Genomic DNA, 24133 nt, shown 5'->3' with positions numbered 1-24133 from the left:
CTGTTGGTTTTTTGGCGACTTCTAAAGCCACCCCTCACCCCAACCCTCTCCCCAGAGGGGAGAGGGGGAAAGGGAGCAGATTTGTATCTGTTTCAAAACCTGAGTTCGGCTCCGGACTTTCAGGTCGATGTACTTCGAATAAACACCTCGGTAGGTTCCCTCTCCCTCCGGGAGAGGGCTAGGGTGAGGGCTTTCTTCAGGTCAGAAGATGTTCGAGAGTCCGCGTCACACCTTCCTCCCGCAAACTATTCAGGCACCACTCAAACGCCGCGACAAACTCCGCCGAACGCGGTATAGCCGTACCGAAAATCTCCTCAACCCCCAACAACTGCTCAGTGATCAAGGCATCCTCCGCCACCAACGCCTGACAAAACGCCGCCCGAGGATCCGGAATCGAATAAGTGTCGCCATTCTCGTCCACGCCCTTCAGATAAAGCGCCCAGGCCGCCACCACCAACGCCGCCCGTTTGGTCTCGCGCCCATCGGCAATCAAGCGATTGATCGTCGGAATGGTGAACTTTGGAAACTTCGAAGAACCATCCGAACAAACCCGTTCCAGTTGATCGGCAATCGCCTGATTGGAGAAGCGCGCCACCAGCGTGTTCTTGTACTCGGTCAGGTCGATGCCCGGCACCGGCGCCAGTTGCGGGGTCACGTCCAGGTCCATGTAGGCGCGCATGTAGCGCACGAACAACGGGTCATTCATGGTTTCGTGGACGAAGCGATATCCCTTCAAAAAGCCCAGATACGTCAGGGCCAGATGGCTGCCGTTGAGCAGTTTGATCTTCATCTCTTCGTAGGGCGAAACGTCGTCGGTGAACTGCACGCCGACCTTTTCCCAGGCCGGGCGGCCGTTGACGAATTTGTCTTCCAGCACCCATTGCACAAACGGCTCGCACACCACCGGCCACGCGTCGTCGACGGCGTGTTTGTCCGCCAGTTGCAGGCGATGCGCGGTGCTGGTCATCGGCGTGATGCGGTCGACCATGGCGTTGGGAAAGCTGACGTTGGCGTCGATCCAGTCGCGCAGGTCGGGATCGAGTAGCGCGGTGAACGCCAGCAGTGCCTTGCGGGTGACGGCGCCGTTGTGTGGCAGGTTATCGCAGGACATCACGGTGAACGCCGGAATGCCCGCTTTGCGTCGCCTGGACAGCGCTGCACAAAGGAAGCCGAACACGGTTTGCGGCTGTTGCGGGTAGGTCAGGTCGTGCTGAATCTGCGGCAGGTGCGCCATGAACTCGCCGTTGCTGTCATCGATGCAGTAGCCGCCCTCGGTGATGGTCAGCGAGACGATGCGGATTTGCGGATCGGCGAGTTTGTCGATCAGCACCTGGGCGCTGTCGCTGGCCAGCAGCATGTCGCGGATCGCGCCGATGACGCGGACTTCGGTGTCGTCGCTGTCACCCAATTCGAACAGGGTGAACAGGTAATCCTGTTCCTTGAGATCGTCCCGGGCTCGACGGTCTTCGGCGCGCAGGCCGACACCGCAAATGGCCCAGTCCAGCGCTTCGCCGGTGTTCATCAGCGCGTCGGTGTAATACGCCTGATGGGCGCGGTGGAAGCCGCCGACGCCGATGTGGGCGATGCCCTGGCGGGTGTCGCTAAGGCTGTAGGCCGGCAGTTTCACCTCGGCGGCGAGGCGGTTGAGGTTTTGCTTGTTCAGTTTCATCGGGGCGGTCTCGAAATCAGGCGGCGGCGCGCAACGGGCGGGTCAGCGCCACGCCGTCGGCATCGAACAGATGGCAGTGAGCGGCGTCCAGGTGCAGGTTCAATTGTTCGCCATAACGGCTCGCCAGATCACCGCGCACGCGCATGGTCAGGGCTTCACCGGCGTTGGTCTTGACGTGGCAGAAGGTGTCGCTGCCCAGTCGTTCGCTGACGTCGGCGGTGACTTGCAGGGTGCAGTCACCCGGTTGCGCCAGTTCCAGATGTTCCGGACGAATACCCAGGGTCACGGCGCTGCCGACGCTCAGGTTCGATGCATTGAACGGCAGGGTGATGCGTGTGCCGGCGTCCAGCGAGACTTCGCAGCTCCCACCATCGATCCGGGCGATCTTGCCCTTGAGGAAGCCCATTTTCGGCGTGCCGAGGAACCCGGCGACGAACAGGTTGGCGGGGTTGTGATACAGGTCCAGCGGCGATCCGACCTGCTCGATCTTGCCGCCATTGAGCACCACGACCTTGTCGGCCATGGTCATGGCTTCGACCTGATCGTGGGTCACGTAGATCATGGTCGCTTTGAGGTCCTTGTGCAGGCGCAGCAGCTCCAGGCGCATCTGCACCCGCAGGGCGGCGTCGAGGTTGGACAGCGGTTCGTCGAACAGGAAGATTTTCGGGTTGCGCACGATCGCCCGGCCGATGGCCACGCGCTGACGCTGGCCGCCGGACAATTGTTTCGGCTTGCGTTCCAGCATCGGGCCCAGTTCGAGAATCCGCGCCGCTTCACCGACTTTCTTCTCGACTTCGGCTTTCGGTACGCCGGCCAGGTCGAGGGCGAACGACATGTTCTTCTTCACGGTCATGTGCGGGTACAGCGCGTAGGTCTGGAACACCATCGCCAGGTCCCGCTTGGCCGGGCTGACTTCGGTGATGTCGCGTCCGTCCAGTTCGATGGTGCCGCCGCTGACTTCCTCAAGGCCGGCGATCAGTCGCAGCAGGGTGGATTTGCCGCAGCCCGATGGGCCGACGAACACCACGAATTCCTTGTCGTTCACCTCAAGGTCGATGCCCTTGATGATGGAAAAACCTTCGAAGCCTTTTTGCAGATTCTTGATTTTCAGGTTGGCCATGGTGGCGCTCCTTTTGCGGATTCTTATTTGACGGCGCCGAACGACAGGCCGCGCACCAGTTGTTTCTGGCTGATCCAGCCAAAGATCAGGATCGGCGCGCAGGCCAGGGTCGAAACGGCCGACAACTTGGCCCAGAACAAGCCTTCGGGGCTTGAGTAGGAGGCGATCAACGCGGTCAGCGGCGCGGCTTTGGACGAGGTCAGGTTCAGCGACCAGAACGCCTCGTTCCAGCACAGGATCAGCGACAGCAGCACCGTCGAGGCGAGGCCGCCCTTGGCGATCGGCAGCAGCACGCGGAGCATTTCCTGGGCGAGGGTGGCGCCGTCGAGGCGAGCGGCTTCGAGGATGTCTTTGGGGATGTCCTTGAAGTAGGTGTAAACCATCCAGACCACGATCGGCAGGTTGATCAGCGTGTAGATCACGATCAGCGCAATGCGCGTGTCGAGCAGGCCGAAACTCTTGGCCAGCAGGTAGATCGGCATCAGCACGCCCACCGGCGGCAGCATCTTGGTGGAGAGCATCCACAGCAGCGTGCCTTTGGTGCGCTGGGTTTCGTAGAACGCCATCGAGTAGGCCGCCGGCACCGCGATCAGCAGGCACAGGGCGGTGGCGCTGAAGGAAATCACCACCGAGTTCCAGGCGAAACTGAAGTAATCGCTGCGCTCGTTGATGTGCAGGTAGTTCTCCAGCGTCGGCGTGAAGAACAGCTGCGGCGGCGTGGCAAAGGCGTCGATTTCGGTCTTGAAACTGGTCAGCACCATCCAGAAGATCGGGAAGAAAATAATGATTGCGATGGCCCAGGCCAGCGTGCCGAGCAGCAGGCTTTGCAGCCGGCGGGATTGTTGAAGAGTCATGGCGGGCCTCAGGCTTTGTCAGTCAGGTTTTTGCCGATCATCCGCACCAGAATGATCGCGGCGATGTTGGCGATGACCACGGCGATCAGGCCGCCGGCCGAGGCCATGCCGACGTCGAACTGCACCAGTGCCTGGTTGTAGATCAGGTAGGCGAGGTTGGTCGACGCATAGCCGGGGCCGCCGTTGGTGGTGGTGAAGATTTCGGCGAACACCGACAGCAGGAAAATGGTTTCGATCATCACCACCACCGCAATCGGTCGCGCCAGGTGCGGCAGGGTCAGGTGCCAGAAGATCGCGACGGGGCCGGCGCCGTCGAGGCGTGCGGCTTCTTTCTGTTCCTGGTCGAGGGACTGCATGGCGGTCATCAGGATCAGGATCGCGAAGGGCAGCCATTGCCACGAGACAATGATGATGATCGACAGCAGCGGGTAGTGAGCGAGCCAGTCCACCGGTTGCGCGCCGAACAGCTTCCAGAGGTAGGCAAGGATCCCGGAGACCGGGTGGAAGATCAGGTTCTTCCAGATCAGCGCACCGACCGTGGGCATGATGAAGAACGGCGAAATCAGCATCACCCGCACAATGCCGCGACCGAAGAATTCACTGGCCTCCAGCAGCGCACTGATCAAAACCCCGAACACCACGCTGATCAGCAGCACGCTGCCCACCAGCAGCAAGGTGTTGGTGGCGCCGGGCAGGAAGCCCGAATCGGTCAGAAAGTAGGTGAAGTTATCCAGCCCGACGAATTCGTTGATGCCCGGGTCGAGCAGGTTGTAGCGGATCATCGAGAAATAGACGGTCATGCCCAGCGGCACGATCATCCACAGCAGCAACAGGGCCACCGAAGGGCTGACCAGAAACCAGCCGGGGTTGGCCACGCGGTTTTTGCGCCGGGGTTGCGACAAGTCGATGTGGGCTTTGGCAGTTGAAGTATTCATGGCGTTTACAACCGAGTCATACAGACCTATGAAGATCCCCTGTGGGAGCGAGCTTGCTCGCGAAAGCGGACTTTCAGTCGACATCAATGTTGAATGTCAGATTGCTTTCGCGAGCAAGCCCGCTCCCACAGGAGGCAGGAGCAGCTTTTCGCAGGATTACTTCGGATAACCCGCGCGCTTCATCTCGCGTTCGGTGGTTTGCTGCGCGGCGGTCAGCGCCTGGTCGACCGTGGTCTGGCCGATCAGCGCGGCCGAAAACAGCTTGCCGACCTGGGTACCGATGCCCTGGAACTCGGGAATGGTCACCAGTTGAATGCCAATGTAAGGCACGGGTTTGAGGGTCGGTTTGCTCGGATCAGCCGCTTTCAGCGATTCAAGCGTCACCTTGGCAAACGGCGCTGCGCTCATGTAAGCCTCGCTGTAGGTCGAGGCGCGAGTGCCCGGCGGTACGTTGGCGATGCCGTCGGTCTTGGCGACCAGTTCGCCGTACTCCTTGGACGTGGCCCAGGCACTGAATTCCTTGGCGGCGTCCTTGGCCTTGGAGCTGGTCGGAATCGCCAGAGCCCACGAGTACAGCCACGCAGAACCCTTGTCGGTGACCTGATGCGGCGCGTAAGTGAAGCCGACGTGATCGGCGACCTTGCTCTGGGTCTTGTCGGTGACGAACGAGCCGGCGACGCTGGCATCGACCCAGATCGCGCATTTGCCGCTGTTGAACAGCGCAAGGTTTTCGTTGAAGCCGTTGCTGGATGCCCCCGGCGGGCCGGACTTCTTCATGGTGTCGACGTAGAAGTTCAGCGCGTTCTTCCATTCCGGGCCGCTGAATTCCGGCTTCCACTGCTCATCGAACCAGCGCGCACCGTAGGCGTTGGCGACGGTGGTAATCAGCGCCATGTTCTCGCCCCAGCCGGCCTTGCCGCGCAGGCAGATGCCGTATTGTTCCTTGTCCTTGTTGGTGAGTTTTTCGGCGAAGCCGGCGATCTGCTCCCAGGTCGGACGCTCGGGCATGGTCAGGCCGGCGTCCTTGAACAGGTCGGTGCGGTAATAGGTGATCGAGCTTTCGGCGTAGAACGGCAGGGCGTACAGCGAACCCTTGACCGACAGGCCTTCACGCACCGACGGGAACACATCGTCGAGGGCGTAGCTGGCCGGCAGATCCTTCATCGGCTCCAGCCAGCCCTTGGCGCCCCAGAGTGCGGCTTCGTACATGCCGATGGTCAACACGTCGAACTGCCCGCCCTGGGTGGCGATGTCGGTAGTCAGGCGCTGACGCAGGACGTTTTCTTCCAGCACGACCCAGTTCAACTTGATGTCCGGGTGCTCGGTCTCGAAGGTTTTCGAAAGCTTTTGCATGCGGATCATGTCGCTGTTGTTGACGGTGGCGATGGTCAGGGTCTGGGCGCCAAGGCTGACGCTGCTGAGGGTCATGCAGGTGAGGGCAAGCAGAGCTTTTGCAGTGGGTTGCATCGTGCACTCCTTTTCTGCACCCGGCGGGGGCAGAAGGACAGTTATTGTTTTTGTGTTCTTCCAGCAGGGGAAGAATGTGCACTGATTACAGCCTTCAATCGCAGGGCTGACAAATCATCCCTAGCACTTGAATCGATACTTTTTTGCACTCGGGACTGGAGTGATTAACGCAGGGAAGGGGGTTTCAGCAGCGTTGCGCTGATGAAACCGTACAGGTTTCAGGCGTCAGCCGTGGTTCTGCTCGGTCAGGCGTTGCACCACCAGCCGCCGGTAATGCGAAGGCGTCATGCCTTTGAGCTGCTGAAAGCGCCGGTTGAAATTGGAGATGTTGTTGAAGCCCGACTCGAAACACACCTCGGTCACCGGTTTGTCGCCATCCGCCAGCAGTTCGCAGGATTTGCTGATGCGCAGTCGGTTGACGAACTCGATGAAATTGCGCCCCGTGGCCTGCTTGAACACCCGGCTGAAATAGGTGGGTTTCATGCCCAGATGCTCGGCGACTTCCTCCAGCGGCAGTTCGCGGGCGTAGTGGGCGAAGATGTAATCCACCGCGCGGTTGGTGCGGTCGATGTTGTGTTCGTCAGCCAGTTGCGGCGTGGTTGCGCCGGACAGCAGCTGGTAGTCGTCGGTGGCGGCCAGCAGCTCCATCAGAATGAAAAAGTGCCCGAGACGGGTGATGCCTCGGGTGTCGGCAATCTTCTGCATCAGGTTTGTCGCTTGGCGGATCGTGCGTGGACAGCGGAACTCGATGCCGTACTGCGCACGCTCCAGCAATGGCGCCAGGGTCTTCAGTTCGGCAAACACCTGATGACCGCTTTCAAACAGTTCATCGGTGAAGTTCACCAGCATGTCGCGTTTCTCGACCACTTCGTCTACGGCCACCTGGCTGATCCAATTGTGCGGCAGGTTGGGGCCGGTGAGGAACAGTGTCTGGGGGTAGAAGTTGCCGATGTAGTCACCGATGAACACCTTGCCCGAACTGGCCACGATCAAATGCAGTTCGTATTCCTTGTGGAAATGCCAGCGCACCAGGGGGCAAGGGAAGCCATGCTGGCGATAGATGATGGACAACCCGTTGTGGTCATCCATCAGCTCGTAAGAGGGGTCAGTCACGCGGGCGGTTCGGGTCATGATCGGGCGCTTTTTTTGTTATCGCCTGGCGATGATGCCTCTTTCTGTTCAGGCTTTTCCAGCGTCCGTTACTGCACCGCGTTGGCGCCGTTCAACCTTCAAAATGTTGGCAACCCGGCAAAGCTCTGAAAGGTCGGACTCTTCGATGAAGTCGGCGTTGATAATGTTGCACTTCAAAATCCAGTCACTGTTATTGAGATCGAACCAATTATTCAGTTCGCCATGAATATCGACCGGGCCCCCCAGTACGGTGTAGCTTGTCGCTGACAACGACCAGGGTTGCCAGGCGCCTGGCGGATTCTGCATGACTCGACCAATAAACTGTTTTAATTCGTCCGTGTTGGTAACACCACTCCCGGACCATTGGTGGTCGATGTAATAATGAAATAACTTATGATCAAGTTGCCAGTGGGATCGCGCTGCTGCGAATACACGTTGTTGCGTGCTGATTCGTTTCAGGTTGCGAAGACTCAAAGACTGGTTTTGGCGCGGAATAAGGCGAGGGCCCAGGAATTGGGTCATCATCTTGTTGAAATGACTGTAGTCGAAGTCCTCTCCGTCAAAATTGTGAAAGTCCAACACAATGAACTCATCTGGATAATTGTCCAGAAAGGAATTTACATCGTCTATCAGGTCCATCAAAGTTCGAGAATTACGATGACCATTATGGTGAACGACGAACCTTTTCGGGCCTTCTGCCTTGGCGTTATAGGCCAGGCGAATATCAAGTGCCCTGCTGCCATAGTTCAATTGTGCATAAAAGGAATTGTGCTGACATGCAAGCCAGTGCGGGGGAGGGCCGAAAAACGGATAGGATGCGCGCCAGTCGCTGCCAGAATTATGGCTACCCGGCAAAGTCATTTCAGATATCGACAACGAATCAATATCGGGGGTCGTGCTCATCCAGTTGTTAATGGGCATAAATATATCCTGCTTAAGTTTTCAAGAGTGTGCCGCGTTGCGGTCGTCAAGGCGGCGTTTGCAGGACTTTTATAGTGTGTTGATGTTGATTTGGCTATTTGGATAGTTGTGCAAATTATTAGTCGTTGTGTTTTTGTTTTTCCGTATTAATTATTTTTGTTTTTGGCCTCAATCCATTGCGCCATGTATTGGGTGCTCTTGTGTGAATGATGGCGCAACATGCTGCCAGTAAAGTTTTGGCGTCTTAGTCGAGCAATGTTTTTACGGCACTCCTGCAATTTGTTGATCAATGCCGGTCCATGTATGGCTTGCGGGTAAACGTCGCTGAGCAGTGCTTGTCCCTGAGACTGAGCTGCTTGCCAGCGGGCCTCGTCGCGAAAGAGTTCAACGGCGGCATTGGCCAGATCCTGTGCCGTACGGCAAATGGCTCCCGGCCAGGATTGGTCGGTGTGCATGCCTTCCGCGCCGATCGGTGTGGTGACACTCGGGGTGCCGCAGAGCATGGCGTCGATCAGTTTGCCCTTGATCCCTGCGCCAAACCGCAGAGGTGCCAGGCAGATGCGCGCATCGGACATGACCTGCAACGCATCTTCGGCCCAGTTCATGATGTGAAAACCCTGCGCGGCGTTGTGCAAGGCTGCGGCTTTCGGCGGTGTGTAGGCGCCGTAGATGTGCAATTGTGCTTTCGGCAGTTGCTCGCGGATCAGCGGCCAGACGGCCGACTTCATCCATAAAACCGCGTCCCAGTTCGGCGCGTGGCGGAAATTGCCGATACTGAGGAAGTGCGCGCGCTCCTCGAAAGGTTTTACCGGTGTGCTGGACGGATTGACCATCAGCGGACACCAGTGCAACAACTCGGGCGGCAACTTGAACTGCTGCACCAGCAACTCGATTTCCACCGGCGATATCATCAGGTTCAGATCGCAGCGAAACAGCGCGGCAATCTCGCGTTTGGCCAGGTCGGTGTCAGCCATCAGCTCGAATTCTTCGCGTAGCGCAGGCGCGAACAGCTCATTGAAGTCATTCGCGTCATCGCTGGCCTTCAGCCGATCTTTCAAGCGCTGATGACGAGCGTGTCGCAAACTCTGCAAGTCCGACGTTTCCAGTACGCGCAGAGCGTCGGGACAGTGTTTTTCCACACGCCAGCCAAACTGTTCTTCAATCATGAACTGATCGAACAGCACGATATCAGGCGCCAGCTCGCTGACGAAGACATCGAAGCTGCTGTTGTTCAATTCGATGGGGACAGTGCGGATACCCAGTTCGGCAAGATCGGCCGGATGTTCACCAACGCCCGCAGGGCTGGCAAACGTAATGTCCCAGCCCTGTTGCAGGAAGGTCTCGAGAATCTGCATCACATGTCCGCTCGCGGCAGAGGAGCGGGGTTCCGGCCAGACGTAACCAATGACGAGGACTTTGGTTGCGGGCTGACTCATGAGTAACGATTCCGGACGGTGAGAAGGGGATAAAAAAGCGCGCGAATTAGAGCATAACCCGCGCGCCAAGTGATGCGTTTTTGTCAGAGGGATGCGCTGCTCAGATTGATTCTCAGCGAACCCTTGATAAAGCCCAGATTCGAGGTGTTTTGAATCCCGCGACGAATTTTTTCTAGATTGAGCAAAAAAACCTTCGGATGATTGCGCGCCTGATTGAGCAGGGAAACCGCCAGTGAGTAAGAGTCCGCGTTATGCAGTGCCGGATGCCGTCGCACCAGATCAGGCAAGGTGCCAGAAATGGTGTCGAAATACTCGAGCCCTTCGCCATACGCACTCGCATGCTGCAGGTTCGCAAGGTTTTTGGGGCTGACCGATTTGGTGTTCTTGGCACTGCCCAATTGGAGCAGGCCGGCCACATCAAATTCGGCGGGGGCATTGTGGCCCCCTTTCACTTGGCCGTAATAAAGGTCCAGGGTATCCGGAGCGCCGTGAGCCAGTTCATGAATCAGTACATCGCCGATCCGGCCATCGTCGTACTTCGTCATACGGTAATAATCATCAAGCCCTTCGGGATAGATCACCAGAAACTGCTCGGGCGGATTCTTCAGATACGAACCGTCGAGAATGCTCGCCTTCCAGCGTTGGTAAGTCTCCGGGCGCAACGCCGCTCGGGCTTCTGAACCTTTTTGGTAAGTAATGTTGGCCTGCGTGATGAAGTCCAGATCGTTGCGCATCTGTTGCAGATTAGTCTTCACATGCTTGAGAACCTCATCGGAATCATTACCGAAAACATGCTTGAGGATGGCTCGCACGTCGGTGTTGTCGGCATCCAGTAGCATCAACATTGCATTGTCGAGTTTCGATTTGGCGACCGGCAGTCCTTTTTTCACATAGCCCCGGGTGTAACTGAAAGGCTTCGCACGACCGAAAAGCCGCCGAAGCGGCGCCAGAGGTGACACCTTCAGATTTCTCAACTTAGGCCCCCAGGCACCACCGACCCTCAGGTTCAGCGCGTACCAGTCACTGTTTCGCTGCAGCGCCAGAAGGTTGACCGGATCGCCCAGGTTGTCCGCTGCTTTCCAGGTGCCTTGAAACAAGTCGGATTTTTGCGCGGCCTTCACCAGGTCATAAGATTGAGCGCTGCCTGTCAGTTTGCGCAGTTGGTTAGTCGCAGTTTCTACCGCATTGAGCCCGTGCCTGCTCAGGAGCAACACGCCTTTTTTGGCTATCCGTCCACCTTGCACTGCCAACGCCGGTAAACCATCCAGAGGGTTGAAAATCGACACCGAAAAGCGCGCTCCGGCCTTGGCAAGGCTCAGCGCTTTGGCGGTCGTCGAGGTTGTCTTGCCGACGACGCCGGCAATTTTGGCGCCAAATCCGACTACCAGCCCCAGCAATGCCAGACCATCGAGAATACAGCCGCCGATGCCTTCGGAGACTCGCTCTGCATCGCCGGAACGGATGTCTTCAATGCATTTCTTGAAGGGCACGATCACGTTGATGATTGCCTCATTCACCTGGTCGTTTTTAGTGCGGATTCGCTGCAGTGCGGTCTGTGCGTACAGCGAAGAGTACAGCTCTTCACGGGTGGCTACGGGATGATTGCCGAGTACACCCTCTGCCAAAGCATCAAATGCCCGAGAAAAAAACAGGGGCACCGGTTGGACTTCATCTGACACCAGGGCGAAATTCCAGAGCTTTTCCACCACCACACTAGAAGACACTCCTTTTTTGGGGGCGCTACCTTTCATATAGGCATCAAAGTCCAGAGGCCATCGCTGCTCCAGGTTCTTGGGCAAAAAGTCTGTATCGGCTCCTTCATACGACAAGGACGGTTCTTCATATACAACACCGCTGGATCGCAACATTTCGGCCAGCTCAGGGCGCTCAAGACACATTCCTCTGAGCGAAAAGAGTTCGTAACAGCGAAAAGCTCTTTCATGCTGGCATCCGAGAATAATGCCGTAACGGCCCTTTGCGGCATTACGCTGACGTGGGGTTTCCTGAAATGGGTTAAGCGGATTTACTGCCTCACGTACGGTATATAAGGTAATGAAACCATTGGCGATCATTCTCCTGTCAGGTTCTGGCAAGTTGGCAACCGCCATCTTCAGAATGGATGACAGGCATTTCTTCAGTGCCAGATAGTATTGTTCGAAAGCCTTGTCGAATATCGAGTCGATCGGCTTCAACTCATTGATACGCGAAAAAGCGCCACGGGGTGGATTGAACTTTCCAACGGTTACGAACTTATCGGTAAGTTTGCCGTTTACGACCAGATCGCCAGACATGTACAGATCAAGAATCGAAACACGGAGTCTCCCTATTGCGGAAGTCAGGTATACATTCCCCTCGCTGACGGGGAGAAGAAGAAGCCCCCACTCAAAAGCGTTGCGTTCGGCAAGTGCAAGATCGAAGTTGGCCTTGAACACTTGCTGTTCAAGGTAGTGCCCCTCCGGCATAACGCGCTTGAGCTCCTGCAATGCCAACTCCCGTCGATCAGGCGGAATAACCGCAATACCGGTTTCGACGTCGTTCAATGCTTCCACATACTGGCTGAAACGGTTGGCAGCAGTGGTAAATGCATTCACATCATCGTTGTCGGCGGTGGCTGGCAGTATTCCGTTGAGCATCCCCCACTGGATGATGGGCGTGATGGTCGTCAGCTCGTGCAGCGTACGTTGAGTAGTACTGACGGGGGCCAGCTCGGAAAACACTTTTACCTGTTCATAGGTCATCAGGCGTGAGGCACCGGGCGCCGTGAGTTCGATCATTTCAACAGCCTGGGACACGATTACCCAGTCTGGTTTGCCGATTGCCAGTTCGGCGGGTGTCTGCTGAACCATCAATTGTGGCGCAGCACAAGCCAGCAAAAGGTGCGCGGCCAACGGAGCATAGAGCGGGTCCAGTTGCAGTTCGCGAGTCAGTTGCCATTCAAACGCTTCAACCACTTGCGGTGCTGTTTTCGACGCATTGGCCGGGTGATACAGCTGAAACCCGGCAATGATCTTCGTCTGCCGTTCGACTTCAATGCCGAGATCAAGAATCAGCGCAGTGGCGACCATGCATTTGATCTGTCTCGCAGCCACTTCATGGTTTTCATCCAGAGTCCATCCGAGGCGGTCATGCAGGTAGATGCCCAGTGCACCGGCTTCAGGGGTCTTCAGGAAGTGGTCCAGATGAGCGGCCGCTTGCTCGCGCCTCAAGCTGGCTGTGACTGATTTGAAGTCTGGCGTAACGATATGTTGCAGAAGGCTGAATCGGCCCCGTGTGGTGTTCTTGGCGATCTGCCTGATCGTTTGACGATCACTTGCCGAAAGATGGAAGGCCGAGTCAGCAGGTGCCATCAACAGTTCGTGATAGTCCCCGGTGACCGGACTGGCCGGCAGTTGAAACTCGAGCCAGGCAATCAGTTTCCGGGTATCTGCAACGTTGGTCGGTAGTGTGTAGTCGTGGAACCGCAGCCATTGTTCGACGCCAATGATATTGGCAAAAAAAACGTAGCCTCCAGTCTGTTCCGCGCAATCGGCCAATATGCCTATCTCCTGACGCAGTTCGGCAGTGATCGCGTTATCGTTAGTCAAATTGCGCCAGGGGCCTTGATCCTTAACAAACAGCCTTGCGTGTTCATCCACGCATACAGCCGTGTCCGCTGAAAGCGAGTGAACTTCTGCCAGAAACAGGAAGTCGTCGGTTTTCAGCATCTTCGACAAGGCGATGCGGGCATATTCAACCGCGTGATCGAGCGTCGTATCCGCTACGCGCGGAACAGTGGTGTAGTGCAAGTCAACGGCTTCAACGGGGGCGCGGTTTCGCGCAATAGCGGAAAGTGCCAGGGCAATACTGGTTTTCTCTGCCTGATCCAGTTTTTGACGTTTGGCAATCTCGAAACTATCGATGTCCAGCAGGCTTTCGCTCTGTGCAAGTTGCATGAACAATTTATCCTTGAATTGTTTTTGGTCTTGGGCCTCGATGTTTATGTTTGGGTTGGTGAAACAATAAATACAAAACTACCGGGCGCCGCCAGAGTAATGGTGACTAGCAGTGAATGGGTAGTTGTAGTTGGTTTCAAAGTTGGTCCGGGCAGATTGAAATAGTCTGCCCACTGGCGGAAATATAAGTTGTGGGAAAATCAGCTCTGTCCAAGAACTGCTTTGACTTTGTCACGCAACTGATCAATTGAAAACGGTTTGCCGATCACATGCATGTCTGCCGGCACTTCAATGGTCTCGGCATAACCGCTGGCAAACAGAATCGGCAGTGAAGGGCGGATATTACGGGCCTCGGTGGCCAGTTGACGGCCATCCATGATCGGCAGCCCGACGTCGGTCATCATCAGATCGATGTGCTGATTTGCATCCTTGATGATTGCCAGGGCCTGTTCGCTGCCGTCCGCCTCCAGAACCTTGAAGTCCAGTTCCTCCAGCACGTCGACGATCAGCATGCGCACGATGGTGTCGTCTTCTACTACAAGGATGGTGGACGTGGTGGTGGACATAGTGGCGGCTCTCAAGAATGGGGGGGGGGGACGGGGCGCCGGTCGATCAAAATTGCCGGGCTCTTGCATGAGTAAGTGGCGCATGGCCACAAGTTCCCGGATGGATACAAAAAAGAATAGGCGCAAACGGGCGGGCAAGGATAACCGTTAGCCTGCGATCCGGCGCAGGCAAATGTGGGAAAACAGTGCTAAGACTGTGAGAAAAATGGATCCATGCCGCCGTTTTGGGGCAAACTCCCTGGTTTTCAACAGTTCGACAAGGCTGCCACATGTCCTCTCCGTCTTCGGTTGATGAATCACGGTTTCGCAAACTGCTGACCCGCAACATCGCGCTACCACTGGGCGTCGGTGCGATCAGTGCCGTGTTCTTCGTGTCGCTGATCACTTATTTGCTGTCGGTTATCCAGTGGGTGGAGCACACCGACCGGGTGATCAATAACGCCAACGAAGCGGTGAAGCTTACGGTCGACCTGGAAACCGGCATGCGCGGCTTCCTGCTCAGCGGCGACGAGCACTTCCTCGATCCCTATGAAACCGCCAAGCCTCGCATTGCCGTAGCGCTCAACACCTTGCTTGAACTGACCGCCGACAACCCGGTGCAGACCGATCGCCTGCGCCGCTTGCAGGCGTTGCAGACCGAGTGGGCGACTTACGCGCAATCGATGATCGACCTGCAGCGCGCCAGCGGCGACTACAAGGCCGCGGTCAAGGCCGGGCGCGGCAAGCGCCTGACCGATGAGATCCGCAAGCAATTCGATGACGTGATCGACACCGAGCAGACATTGCGCACCACGCGCAACGAAGATGTGCGCCGGACCACGATCTGGAGCATCAGCCTGTATCTGCTGTTCATCGCCGGCATCAGCGGTTTGCTGGCCTACATTGGCCGGCGCGATCTGGTCAGTCTTTCCAACAGCTATAGCGCCAACCTGGCCGCGCAACTGGCCAGTGCTGAACGTCTCTCGCAGCAAGCCTGGCTGCGCACAGGCCAGACCGAACTGGCCGAGCAGGTGCTGGGGCAACTGACGCTCAATCTGTTGGGTCGCAACATCCTGCAATTTTGTGCGCAATACCTGGGCACTGCCGTCGCGGCGTTGTACGTGCGTGAAGAACATGGCGGCCTGAAGCGCGTGGCAACTTACGGTTTCTCTCGCGAGCAGGAACAACAGGAACAATCCCTCTATAGCGACGAAGGCATCGTTGGCCAGGCCGCCCAGCAGGCGCGATTGATTCGCCTCGATTCGGTGCCGGCCGATTACTTCAAGGTCAGCTCTGGTCTGGGTGAAGGCTTGCCGCACAGTGTGCTGGTGGTGCCGACCAGCGATGACGACCGGGTCAACGGTGTAATTGAACTGGGTTTCCTGCGTCCGCTGACCGAGCGCGATTTAGCCTTGCTTGAACTGATTGCCGGCAACATTGGCACGTCCATCGAAGCGGCACGTTATCGCCAGCGTCTGCAGGAAGTCCTGGCCGAAACCCAGCAGCTCAACGAAGAGTTGCAGGTACAGCAGGAAGAGCTGAAAACCGCCAACGAAGAACTGGAAGAACAGTCGCGGATTCTCAAAGAGTCCCAGGCGCACCTGGAAACCCAGCAAGTCGAGCTGGAGCAGACCAACGAGCAACTGGCCGAACAGGCCCAGACCCTGGCCGAGCAACGCGACGCCATGGACCAGAAGAACACCGAACTCAATCAGGCGCAGGTGCAACTGGAAGAACGCGCCGAAGAGCTGCAGCGTTCGAGCAAGTACAAGTCCGAATTCCTCGCCAACATGTCCCACGAACTGCGCACGCCGCTGAACAGTTCGCTGATCCTGGCCAAGTTGCTGGCGGAAAACCCGCAGGAAAACCTCAGCGCCGAGCAGGTGAAGTTTGCCGAGTCGATCTATTCCGCCGGCAACGATCTGCTCAACCTGATCAACGATATTCTCGACATTTCCAAGGTGGAAGCCGGCAAGCTCGAAGTGGTTCCGGAAAACACCAGCGTGGCGCGTCTGGCCGATGGCTTGCGCAGCGTGTTCGAGCCACTGGCGGCAGACAAGAAACTGATGTTCAGCGTCGAGTTGCAACCGGATGCGCCAATCACCCTGTTCACCGACCGCCAGCGTCTGGAGCAGGTGATCAAGAACCTGCTGTCCAACGCCGTGAAATTCACCGAGCACGGCACGGTCAGCCTGACCATCGCGGGCCAGCCGGACGATCGCATTGCCTTTATCGTGCGCGACTCGGGGATCGGGATTGCGCAGGACCAGCAGGAAAGCATTTTCGAGGCTTTCCGCCAGGCCGACGGCACCACCAACCGCAAGTACGGCGGCACCGGTCTGGGGCTTTCGATTTCCCGGGATCTGGCGATGTTGCTGGGCGGTTCGATCAGCGTCAGCAGCGCGCCGGGGCAGGGCAGTGTGTTTACCCTGGTATTGCCGCAGCAATACAGCGAAGACGGTGAGGCGGCGATCGCACCGCTGACGTTTACCCCGCCCGCACCGGTTGCCGCGCCGGTCGTGGCGGTATCGCCGGTGGCCTCCGCGGATATCCCGCGCTTCAACGATGACCGCAACAAGGCACCGTTCGACACCCGCTGCATTCTGGTGGTGGAAGACGAGCCGAACTTCGCCCATATCCTCTACGACCTGGCCCATGAACTGGGCTATCAGTGTCTGGTCGCCCACGGAGCCGACGAAGGTTATGACCTGGCGAAAGAGTTCGTTCCGGATGCGATCCTGCTGGACATGCGCCTGCCGGATCACTCGGGCCTGACCGTTCTGCAACGCCTTAAAGAACACGCTGAAACCCGGCACATCCCGGTGCACGTGATTTCGGTCGAGGATCGTGTCGAGGCCGCCATGCACATGGGCGCCATCGGCTACGCGGTCAAACCGACCACCCGGGAAGAGCTCAAAGACGTGTTCGCGCGCCTTGAAGCCAAGCTGACCCAGAAGGTCAAACGCGTGCTGCTGGTCGAAGACGACGATCTGCAACGTGAAAGCATCGCCCGCCTGATCGGTGACGACGACATTGAAATCACCGCCGTCGGCCTGGCGCAGGACGCGCTGGAGCTGCTGCGCACGACGATCTTCGATTGCATGATCATCGACCTGAAGTTGCCGGACATGCTCGGCAACGATCTGCTCAAGCGCATGTCCACCGAAGACATCTGCTCGTTCCCGCCGGTCATCGTCTACACCGGGCGCAACCTGACCCGCGATGAAGAGGCCGATCTGCGCAAGTATTCGCGTTCGATCATCATCAAGGGCGCACGCTCGCCGGAGCGCCTGCTGGACGAGGTCACACTCTTTCTGCACAAAGTCGAATCGCAGTTGTCCCATGAACGGCAGAAGATGCTCAAGACCGCGCGCAGCCGCGACAAGGTCTTCGAGGGCCGCAAGGTGCTGCTGGTGGACGACGATGTGCGTAACATCTTCGCCCTGACCAGCGCGCTGGAAACCAAGGGTGCAGTCGTGGTGATCGGCCGGAACGGCCGTGAAGCGATTGAAAAACTGAAAGAAGTCGAGGACATCGATCTGGTGCTGATGGACGTGATGATGCCGGAAATGGATGGTTTTGAAGCCACCATGGAGATCCGCAAGGATCCGCGCTGGCGCAAGCTGCCGATCATCGCGGTGACGGCCAAGGCCATGAAGGACGATCAGGAGCGCTGCCTGCAGGCGGGCGCCAATGATTACCTGGCCAAACCCATCGATCTGGATCGCCTGTTCTCGCTGATTCGCGTGTGGTTGCCGAAGATGGAACGCATTTAGTGGAACGTAGTAATCACATTGAACGAAACAGTGAAATCGAACTGCGGTTGCTGATCGAGGCGATTTATCTCAAGTACAGCTACGACTTTCGCGATTATTCCGGTGCGTCGATCAAGCGCCGGGTGCAGCATGCGCTGAGCCAGTTCGAATGCGCGACCATTTCGGCGTTGCAGGAAAAGGTCCTGCATGACCCGACGGCGTTCATGCAGTTGCTGCAACTGCTGACGATTCCGGTCAGCGAGATGTTCCGCGATCCGTCGCACTTCCTGGCGATCCGTCAGGAAGTGGTGCCGCTGCTCAAGACCTACCCGTCGATCAAGATCTGGATCGCCGGCTGCAGCACCGGTGAGGAGGTCTACTCGATGGCGATCCTGCTGCGCGAAGAAGGCCTGCTCGACCGCACGATCATCTACGCCACCGACATCAACCCGCGCTCGCTGGACAAGGCCAAGCAGGGGATCTTTTCGATGGAGAACGTGCGCGCCTACACCGCCAACTACCAGCAGGCCGGCGGTCAGCGCTCGTTTGCCGACTACTACACGGCTGCGTATGGTTATGCGATTTTCGACAAGAGCCTGTGCGAGAACGTGACCTTCGCCGATCATAGCCTGGCAACGGATAGCGTATTCTCCGAAACTCAATTAATTTCATGTCGTAACGTGTTGATTTATTTCAATAAAAAACTTCAGGATCGGGCGTTCGGATTGTTCCATGAGTCGCTGTGCCACCGTGGATTTCTGGTACTGGGCAGCAAGGAAACGCTGGATTTTTCCGGCTACTCCAACCAGTTCGAGCCCTTGGTGAAACAAGAACGGATCTACCGCAAATCATGAACAGTGCAGCGGATTTGCCTCGGGTCGAGGCGATTGTGGTCGGGGCTTCCGCCGGTGGCGTCGAGGCCTTGCTGACCCTGCTCGGTTCGCTGCGGGCAGGCTTCGGTTTGCCGATCATCATCGTGCTGCATCTGCCGGAAGAACGACGCAGTCAACTCGCCGAGGTATTCGCCCGGCGCGTGGCGCTGCCAGTGACCGAGGCCATCGATAAACAGGACATCAGCCCCGGCACGGTGTATTTCGCCACACCGGGCTATCACCTGTCGGTAGAGCAGGATCGCAGCCTGTCGTTGAGTCTGGAGGACCGTTTGCACCATTCGCGGCCGTCGATCGATTTTCTGTTCGAGTCCGCTGCCGATGTCTACGGCCCGACGCTGGCTGCCGTACTGCTGACCGGGGCCAACCACGATGGCGCACGAGGTCTGGCCCAGGTCAAACGCCAGGGAGGGCTGACCATCGTTCAGGATCCGCAGGACGCGCTGGTGGCGACCATGCCCGAGGCTGCATTGAAGACTCATCAACCGGATCACATACTTCCCATACGCGGCATCGGCCGTCTGCTTGTCGAGCTGGAACGAATCGCATGCTGAGTAATATCCAAGCAAAACTGCTGATCGTCGACGATCTGCCCGAGAACCTGCTGGCTCTCGAAGCGCTGATCAAACGCGAAGACCGCACCGTCTACAAAGCGCTTTCGGCAGACGAAGCGCTGTCGCTGTTGCTGCAACACGAATTCGCCATGGCCATTCTCGATGTGCAGATGCCCGGCATGAACGGCTTCGAACTGGCCGAACTGATGCGCGGCACCGAGAAGACCAAGAACATCCCGATCATTTTCGTCAGCGCCGCCGGCCGTGAGCTGAACTACGCGTTCAAGGGCTATGAAAGTGGCGCGGTGGACTTCCTGCACAAGCCGCTGGATATCCATGCGGTGAAGAGCAAGGTCAACGTCTTTGTCGACCTGTATCGCCAGAGCAAGGCGATGAAACAACAGGTCGAAGCACTGGAGCAGAGCCGTCGCGAACAGGAAGCGCTGTTGCAGCAACTGCAAAGCACCCAGGGCGAACTGGAGCAGGCCGTGCGCATGCGTGACGATTTCATGTCGATCGTCGCCCACGAAGTGCGCACGCCGCTCAACGGCCTTATCCTCGAAACGCAGCTGCGCAAGATGCACCTGGCCCGGGACAACGCCGCCGCGTTCACCCTCGACAAGATGCACGCCATGGTCGACCGCGACGAGCGCCAGATCAAAAGCCTGATCCGGCTGATCGAGGACATGCTCGACGTGTCGCGGATCCGCACCGGCAAGCTGTCGATCCGACCGAGCCGGTTCGATCTTTCGCAACTGGTGGGCAACCTTCTGCAGAATTTCGCCCAGCAGATCGAAGCGGCGGAGACTGAAGTCAGCTTTACCGCAACGGAAGCGGTGGAAGGGCAGTGGGACGAGTTCCGCATCGAGCAAGTGGTGTCGAACCTGCTGACCAACGCCTTGCGGTATGGCGGCAAGAGTCCGGTGCAGGTGCGGGTTTATCGCGAAGGCAATGAAGCGCGGGTCGAAGTTGCGGATCAGGGCATCGGCATCAGCGAGGAGAACCAGAAACGTATTTTTCAACAGTTCGAACGGGTTTCCGCCAAGACGGTGGTCGCCGGTCTCGGGCTGGGTCTGTTCATTTCCGAGCAGATCGTCGCCGCCCACGGCGGCTCCATCGTCGTCGAAAGCAGGATCAACGAGGGCGCCCTGTTTCGCGTTTGTCTGCCGCTCCAGGAAAACGGCGAAACAAACGCAACCTCTGAGTGACCACACGGTCGTATCAGCAGCTATTGACCGAACAAAGGCTTCCCATGAGCGTAGATGCACAAGATGTAGTACTCGTCGTCGAGGACGAACCGGTAATCCTGATGGTGCTGACAGACTATCTGTCGGGGCAGGGCTATCGCGTATTGCAGGCCGAAAACGGCGAGCAGGCGTTCGAGATTCTGGCGAGCAAGCCGCATCTGGACATGTTGATTACCGATTTCCGCCTGCCGGGTGGAATCTCCGGCGTGCAGATCGCCGAACCCGCCGTAAAATTGCGTCCTGACCTGAAGGTGATCTTCATCAGCGGCTATCCGCAGGAAATCCGCGAGACCGGCAGCCCGATCACCCGCCGGGCGCCGATCCTGGAAAAACCGTTCGACCTGGACGTGTTGCAGGAGAAGATTCAGGAACTGCTGGCCTGAGGCGTCAACCGCCTCAGCTTTTGATCATCTCCCGCACCTTCGCCGTCAACAGATCGAAGGTGAACGGCTTGGTGATCATCTGCATGCCAGGGTCGAGGAATCCGCCGCGCACCGCAGCGTGCTCGGCATAGCCGGTGATGAACAGGACTTTCAATTCCGGCCGGTATTGTCGGCCGATTTCCGCCAGTTGCCGGCCGTTCATGCCCGGCAGACCGACGTCGCTGATCAGCAGATCAATGCGCTGCGCCGAGTCCAGGATGGGCACGGCACCGTCGGCGTCGCTGGCTTCGACAAATCCATAACCCAACTCGCTCAATACGGCGCTGACCAGCACCCGCACGGCCGGGTCGTCTTCGACGATCAGCACGGTTTCGCCTTCCAGGGCGTCCGGAGTCTGTTCCGTATCCATCGGGGTATGGGGCAGGGACTCACCCTGAAAGCGCGGCAGATAGAGTTTGACCGTGGTGCCCTGATCGATTTCGCTGTCGATCGACACATGCCCGCCGGACTGCTTGCTGAAGCCATAAATCATCGACAGGCCCAGCCCGGTGCCCTGACCGATGGGTTTGGTGGTGAAAAACGGATCGAATGCGCGGTTGATCACGCTCTGCGGCATGCCGCAGCCGTTGTCTGTGACGCTCAGGACGACATAGTCGCCGGGTTGCAGATTGCTGTAGCTCGCGGTGAAGTCACGATCCAGCACCTGATTGCCCGTTTCGACCACCAGATTGCCACCGTCGGGCATCGCGTCCCGGGCGTTGATCACCAGGTTGAGCAGGGCGCTTTCCAGTTGATTGGGGTCAGCCTCGGCCACCCACAATTGTTCATGCAAACGCATGTCCAGCTGGATGCTTTCGTTCAGGCTGCGTTGCAGCAGCTCGCCCATCGATTGCACCAGATCATTCATCTGCACCGCTTTGGAATCCAGCGACTGCCGGCGGGAAAACGCCAGCAAGCGGTGAGTCAGGCCCGCCGCCCGGTTGGCAGAGGTCACGCCCAGATCGATCAGGCTGTCGAGATCCTCTGTCCGGCCACGGGCAAGACGCCGGCGCAACAGTTCAAGACTGCCGATGATCCCGGTCAGCATGTTGTTGAAGTCGTGGGCGATCCCGCCGGTGAGCTGACCGACCGCTTCCATCTTCTGCGACTGGCGCAGGGCTTCTTCGTTGTGTCGCAGTTGCGCAGTGCGTTCCTCGACTTGTTGCTCGAGGGTTTCAAGGGTCGATTGCAGACGCCGCTCGCTTTCGCTCAGATCGATCAGCCGGTCGCGGGCTTCGTATTGTCGTCGTCGACCGCGCAAGGCTGTGGACACCAGGCTGATCAAGGTCGCCGGATGAAAAGGGCGTTCAAGGAATGTCACGTTGCCCAGCAATTCACTGAGGCGCGAAGACGGACCTTGCTCGGCGCCGCCATGATGAGTGAACAAAACGATGGGCAGATCCGACCATGCCGGCTGTTGCTTCAGATAGGCCAGCAGGCCTTCCAGGTCCGGGCCATTGAGGGCTTCGGCGGCAATCAGCAACAGACCGGCGCCGGGCTCCAGTTCGGTACACAGGTTTCCCAGGTCGGTGGTGATCAGGCCGCCATACCCGGCCTCGTTGAGGATCATCAGCGCAATCTGGCTGTCGCGACCCAGGGGCGCCAGAATCAGCGCCCGTTCGGACAGCGGGACGGTGACGGTCACAAGTTCTCTTCCTTGAGCAGCGGATTGCTCGCGCCGAGGTACGTGGGCACACCGCGCAGCACACCCTGGAAGGCTTCCAGCGGTTCGCCGATGGTCATGCCCTGGGCGGAAATCCGGTATTCGCGGATGGTCGATTCATGGCTGCCGGTGCGTTTCTTGATGATCGAAATGGCCCGGCGCACCTTGCCGAGGGCTTCGAAGTAACGCAACAGGATGACCGTGTCGGCCAGATAGGTGATGTCCACCGGCGCCTGCATGTCGCCGACCAGACCATGCTGGGCGACGGTCATGAAAGTCGCAGCGCCCTTGCGGTTCAAGTACAGCAGCAGTTCGTGCATGTGCAGGACCAGCGCGTTTTCTTCCGGCATGGCGGCCTGATAGCCGTTGATGCTGTCGATCACCACGGTCTTGATGTCGGCTTCATCGACACAGCGTCGTACCCGGTGAGAGAACTCGCCTGGGGACAGTTCGGCCGCGTCGACCTGCTCGATCAGCAGATTACCGGTGGCTTGCAGGGCCTTGAGGTCGATACCGATGTTCTTCATGCGCTCGAACAGCAGGCCCAGTTCTTCATCGAAAATGAATAATGCCGCTTTCTCGCCCCGTGCGACTGCGGCAGCGGCGAAGATCATCGAGATCAGCGATTTGCCGGTACCGGCCGGGCCGAGTATCAGCGTGCTGGAGCCGGTCTCGATGCCGCCGCCCAGCAGTGCGTCCATTTCGCTGATGCCGCTGGTCAATTGCAGACGCGGGTAGTCGCCCCGATGTTCAGCCGCCACCAGACGCGGAAAGACATGCACGCCATCGCCCATGATGGTGAAGTCGTGAAAACCGCCGCGATATTTCTGACCGCGATACTTGATCACCCGCACGCGTCGGCGTTCGGCGCCGTAGTTGGGAGTCAGTTCTTCGAGGCGGATGACGCCGTGGGCCACGCTGTGGACGGTCTTGTCGAGGGATTCGGTGGTCAGGTCATCCAGCAGCAACACCGTCGCGTCATAGCGCACGAAGTAGTGCTTGATCGCCAGAATCTGGCGGCGATAGCGCAAGGAGCTTTGTGCCAGAAGGCGGATCTCCGACAGGCTGTCGAGCACCACCCGGGTCGGCTTGAAGCGTTCGACCACTTCGAAAATCTGTTTGGTGGCTTCACCCAGTTCCAGATCAGAAGAGTACAAAAGGCTTTGTTGATGCTCGGCATTGAGCAGACTCTCCGGCGGTGTCAGCTCGAAAATCTCGATGTTTTCATTCAAGTCCCAGCCGTGGGAGGCCGCACCCTGGCGCAGTTCGCGCTCGGTTTCGGAGAGCGTGATGTACAGCGAGCGTTCTCCGGCACGGGCACCGGCGAGGAGAAAATGCAACGCCACCGTGGTTTTACCGGTACCGGGCTCGCCTTCCAACAGGAACACATGACTGCGAGAGAGACCACCGGCCAGGATGTCGTCCAGACCTTCGATGCCCGTGGCGGCTTTTGCGCTGATCAACTCGTTCGATGTAGACAAAAAATGCCCTCTCATGACTAGGGGAAACGAGGCAGCGGGCGGTGTACGCCTTTGCGGGCTGCCTGTTTACTTGACCCTTTGCCGAGAGGGCGGTTCCGAATTTCTTTCCGG

The 24133-nt window shown here is 58.1% G+C and carries 17 protein-coding genes and 1 pseudogene; 6 read left to right on the top strand and 12 right to left on the bottom strand.

Annotated elements, in window-relative coordinates; all coding sequences use genetic code 11:
• Positions 1-196: 196 nt before the first annotated feature.
• From ACKLNA_RS05740 to ACKLNA_RS05725, 4 genes are read right to left on the bottom strand one after another with little or no spacing between them, the layout of a single operon-like run.
• Entirely contained in the window at positions 197-1669 is a 1473-nt protein-coding gene (locus ACKLNA_RS05740; protein ID WP_408985186.1) for a mannitol dehydrogenase family protein, read from the bottom strand.
• Positions 1670-1685: 16 nt separating this feature from the next.
• Positions 1686-2789 carry an ABC transporter ATP-binding protein gene (locus ACKLNA_RS05735; protein WP_408985185.1) on the bottom strand — a complete coding sequence of 368 codons (1104 nt, stop codon included), beginning with the start codon at positions 2787-2789 and terminating at the stop codon, positions 1686-1688.
• 23 nt (positions 2790-2812) lie between these two features.
• Positions 2813-3643: a carbohydrate ABC transporter permease gene (locus ACKLNA_RS05730; RefSeq protein WP_085709773.1), complete on the bottom strand. Its 831-nt coding sequence runs from the start codon at positions 3641-3643 to the stop codon at positions 2813-2815.
• A gap of 8 nt (positions 3644-3651) precedes the next feature.
• A complete protein-coding gene (locus ACKLNA_RS05725; RefSeq protein WP_119426385.1) occupies positions 3652-4578 on the bottom strand; it encodes a carbohydrate ABC transporter permease in 927 nt (308 codons plus the stop codon).
• Between the two features lie 41 nt (positions 4579-4619).
• On the opposite strand from ACKLNA_RS05725, the pseudogene ACKLNA_RS05720 reads away from it, so the two are divergent.
• Positions 4620-4718: pseudogene (locus ACKLNA_RS05720) on the top strand (metal ABC transporter ATP-binding protein); the annotation flags it as partial.
• Positions 4719-4734: 16 nt separating this feature from the next.
• Here the strand turns inward: ACKLNA_RS05720 and ACKLNA_RS05715 are convergent.
• The 6 genes from ACKLNA_RS05715 to ACKLNA_RS05690 form a co-directional block, all read right to left on the bottom strand.
• Positions 4735-6045 carry an ABC transporter substrate-binding protein gene (locus tag ACKLNA_RS05715; RefSeq protein WP_408985184.1) on the bottom strand — a complete coding sequence of 437 codons (1311 nt, stop codon included), beginning with the start codon at positions 6043-6045 and terminating at the stop codon, positions 4735-4737.
• A gap of 225 nt (positions 6046-6270) precedes the next feature.
• The gene (locus tag ACKLNA_RS05710; RefSeq protein WP_408985183.1) at positions 6271-7176 is read right to left on the bottom strand and encodes an AraC family transcriptional regulator; all 906 of its coding nucleotides are present in this window, start codon (positions 7174-7176) and stop codon (positions 6271-6273) included.
• 48 nt (positions 7177-7224) lie between these two features.
• Complete coding sequence (locus tag ACKLNA_RS05705; protein WP_408985182.1) at positions 7225-8097, bottom strand: phospholipase; 873 nt, start codon at positions 8095-8097, stop codon at positions 7225-7227.
• Positions 8098-8243: 146 nt separating this feature from the next.
• A complete protein-coding gene (locus tag ACKLNA_RS05700) occupies positions 8244-9533 on the bottom strand; it encodes a glycosyltransferase (protein WP_408985553.1) in 1290 nt (429 codons plus the stop codon).
• Between the two features lie 83 nt (positions 9534-9616).
• Positions 9617-13465: a hypothetical protein gene (locus tag ACKLNA_RS05695; protein WP_408985181.1), complete on the bottom strand. Its 3849-nt coding sequence runs from the start codon at positions 13463-13465 to the stop codon at positions 9617-9619.
• Positions 13466-13665: 200 nt separating this feature from the next.
• A complete protein-coding gene (locus tag ACKLNA_RS05690) occupies positions 13666-14031 on the bottom strand; it encodes a response regulator (RefSeq protein WP_408985180.1) in 366 nt (121 codons plus the stop codon).
• 269 nt (positions 14032-14300) lie between these two features.
• Between ACKLNA_RS05690 and ACKLNA_RS05685 the strand changes: the two genes are divergently transcribed.
• The 5 genes from ACKLNA_RS05685 to ACKLNA_RS05665 are packed head-to-tail and all read left to right on the top strand — an operon-like array spanning position 14301 to position 20839.
• Complete coding sequence (locus ACKLNA_RS05685) at positions 14301-17786, top strand: response regulator (protein WP_408985179.1); 3486 nt, start codon at positions 14301-14303, stop codon at positions 17784-17786.
• Positions 17786-18619: a protein-glutamate O-methyltransferase CheR gene (locus ACKLNA_RS05680; RefSeq protein ID WP_085709782.1), complete on the top strand. Its 834-nt coding sequence runs from the start codon at positions 17786-17788 to the stop codon at positions 18617-18619. The genes ACKLNA_RS05685 and ACKLNA_RS05680 overlap by 1 nt, the downstream gene beginning before the upstream one ends.
• Complete coding sequence (locus ACKLNA_RS05675) at positions 18616-19209, top strand: chemotaxis protein CheB (RefSeq protein WP_248739626.1); 594 nt, start codon at positions 18616-18618, stop codon at positions 19207-19209. The genes ACKLNA_RS05680 and ACKLNA_RS05675 overlap by 4 nt, the downstream gene beginning before the upstream one ends.
• The gene (locus ACKLNA_RS05670; RefSeq protein ID WP_085709784.1) at positions 19203-20417 is read left to right on the top strand and encodes a hybrid sensor histidine kinase/response regulator; all 1215 of its coding nucleotides are present in this window, start codon (positions 19203-19205) and stop codon (positions 20415-20417) included. Before ACKLNA_RS05675 ends, ACKLNA_RS05670 begins: the two co-directional genes overlap by 7 nt.
• 44 nt (positions 20418-20461) lie before the next feature.
• Positions 20462-20839, top strand: coding sequence for a response regulator (locus tag ACKLNA_RS05665; protein ID WP_007954537.1), 378 nt, complete (start codon positions 20462-20464; stop codon positions 20837-20839).
• Between the two features lie 13 nt (positions 20840-20852).
• Here ACKLNA_RS05665 and ACKLNA_RS05660 read toward each other — a convergent pair whose 3' ends face one another.
• Both ACKLNA_RS05660 and ACKLNA_RS05655 read right to left on the bottom strand, forming a co-directional pair.
• Positions 20853-22523, bottom strand: a complete 1671-nt coding sequence (locus tag ACKLNA_RS05660; protein WP_408985178.1) for an ATP-binding protein — start codon at positions 22521-22523, stop codon at positions 20853-20855.
• Complete coding sequence (locus tag ACKLNA_RS05655) at positions 22520-24022, bottom strand: ATPase domain-containing protein (protein ID WP_408985177.1); 1503 nt, start codon at positions 24020-24022, stop codon at positions 22520-22522. Before ACKLNA_RS05655 ends, ACKLNA_RS05660 begins: the two co-directional genes overlap by 4 nt.
• Between the last annotated feature and the right edge of the window lie 111 nt (positions 24023-24133).

This window comes from Pseudomonas sp. UV AK001 (assembly GCF_046097675.1).
GTDB lineage: Bacteria > Pseudomonadota > Gammaproteobacteria > Pseudomonadales > Pseudomonadaceae > Aquipseudomonas > Aquipseudomonas kribbensis.
Note: the sequence above shows the minus strand (reverse complement) of the source record. Positions and strands in the feature narration are given on the sequence as shown.

What these genes read in the sequence shown, in the direction of transcription:
- ACKLNA_RS05725 (WP_119426385.1), bottom strand. Translation starts at nt 4,578, where the DNA reads ATGAATACTTCAACTGCCAAAGCCCACATCGACTTGTCGCAACCCCGG.
- ACKLNA_RS05735 (WP_408985185.1), bottom strand. Translation starts at nt 2,789, where the DNA reads ATGGCCAACCTGAAAATCAAGAATCTGCAAAAAGGCTTCGAAGGTTTT.
- ACKLNA_RS05665 (WP_007954537.1), top strand. Translation starts at nt 20,462, where the DNA reads ATGAGCGTAGATGCACAAGATGTAGTACTCGTCGTCGAGGACGAACCG.
- ACKLNA_RS05670 (WP_085709784.1), top strand. Translation starts at nt 19,203, where the DNA reads ATGCTGAGTAATATCCAAGCAAAACTGCTGATCGTCGACGATCTGCCC.
- ACKLNA_RS05685 (WP_408985179.1), top strand. Translation starts at nt 14,301, where the DNA reads ATGTCCTCTCCGTCTTCGGTTGATGAATCACGGTTTCGCAAACTGCTG.
- ACKLNA_RS05740 (WP_408985186.1), bottom strand. Translation starts at nt 1,669, where the DNA reads ATGAAACTGAACAAGCAAAACCTCAACCGCCTCGCCGCCGAGGTGAAA.
- ACKLNA_RS05695 (WP_408985181.1), bottom strand. Translation starts at nt 13,465, where the DNA reads ATGCAACTTGCACAGAGCGAAAGCCTGCTGGACATCGATAGTTTCGAG.
- ACKLNA_RS05705 (WP_408985182.1), bottom strand. Translation starts at nt 8,097, where the DNA reads ATGCCCATTAACAACTGGATGAGCACGACCCCCGATATTGATTCGTTG.
- ACKLNA_RS05700 (WP_408985553.1), bottom strand. Translation starts at nt 9,533, where the DNA reads ATGAGTCAGCCCGCAACCAAAGTCCTCGTCATTGGTTACGTCTGGCCG.
- ACKLNA_RS05730 (WP_085709773.1), bottom strand. Translation starts at nt 3,643, where the DNA reads ATGACTCTTCAACAATCCCGCCGGCTGCAAAGCCTGCTGCTCGGCACG.
- ACKLNA_RS05710 (WP_408985183.1), bottom strand. Translation starts at nt 7,176, where the DNA reads ATGACCCGAACCGCCCGCGTGACTGACCCCTCTTACGAGCTGATGGAT.
- ACKLNA_RS05715 (WP_408985184.1), bottom strand. Translation starts at nt 6,045, where the DNA reads ATGCAACCCACTGCAAAAGCTCTGCTTGCCCTCACCTGCATGACCCTC.
- ACKLNA_RS05675 (WP_248739626.1), top strand. Translation starts at nt 18,616, where the DNA reads ATGAACAGTGCAGCGGATTTGCCTCGGGTCGAGGCGATTGTGGTCGGG.
- ACKLNA_RS05690 (WP_408985180.1), bottom strand. Translation starts at nt 14,031, where the DNA reads ATGTCCACCACCACGTCCACCATCCTTGTAGTAGAAGACGACACCATC.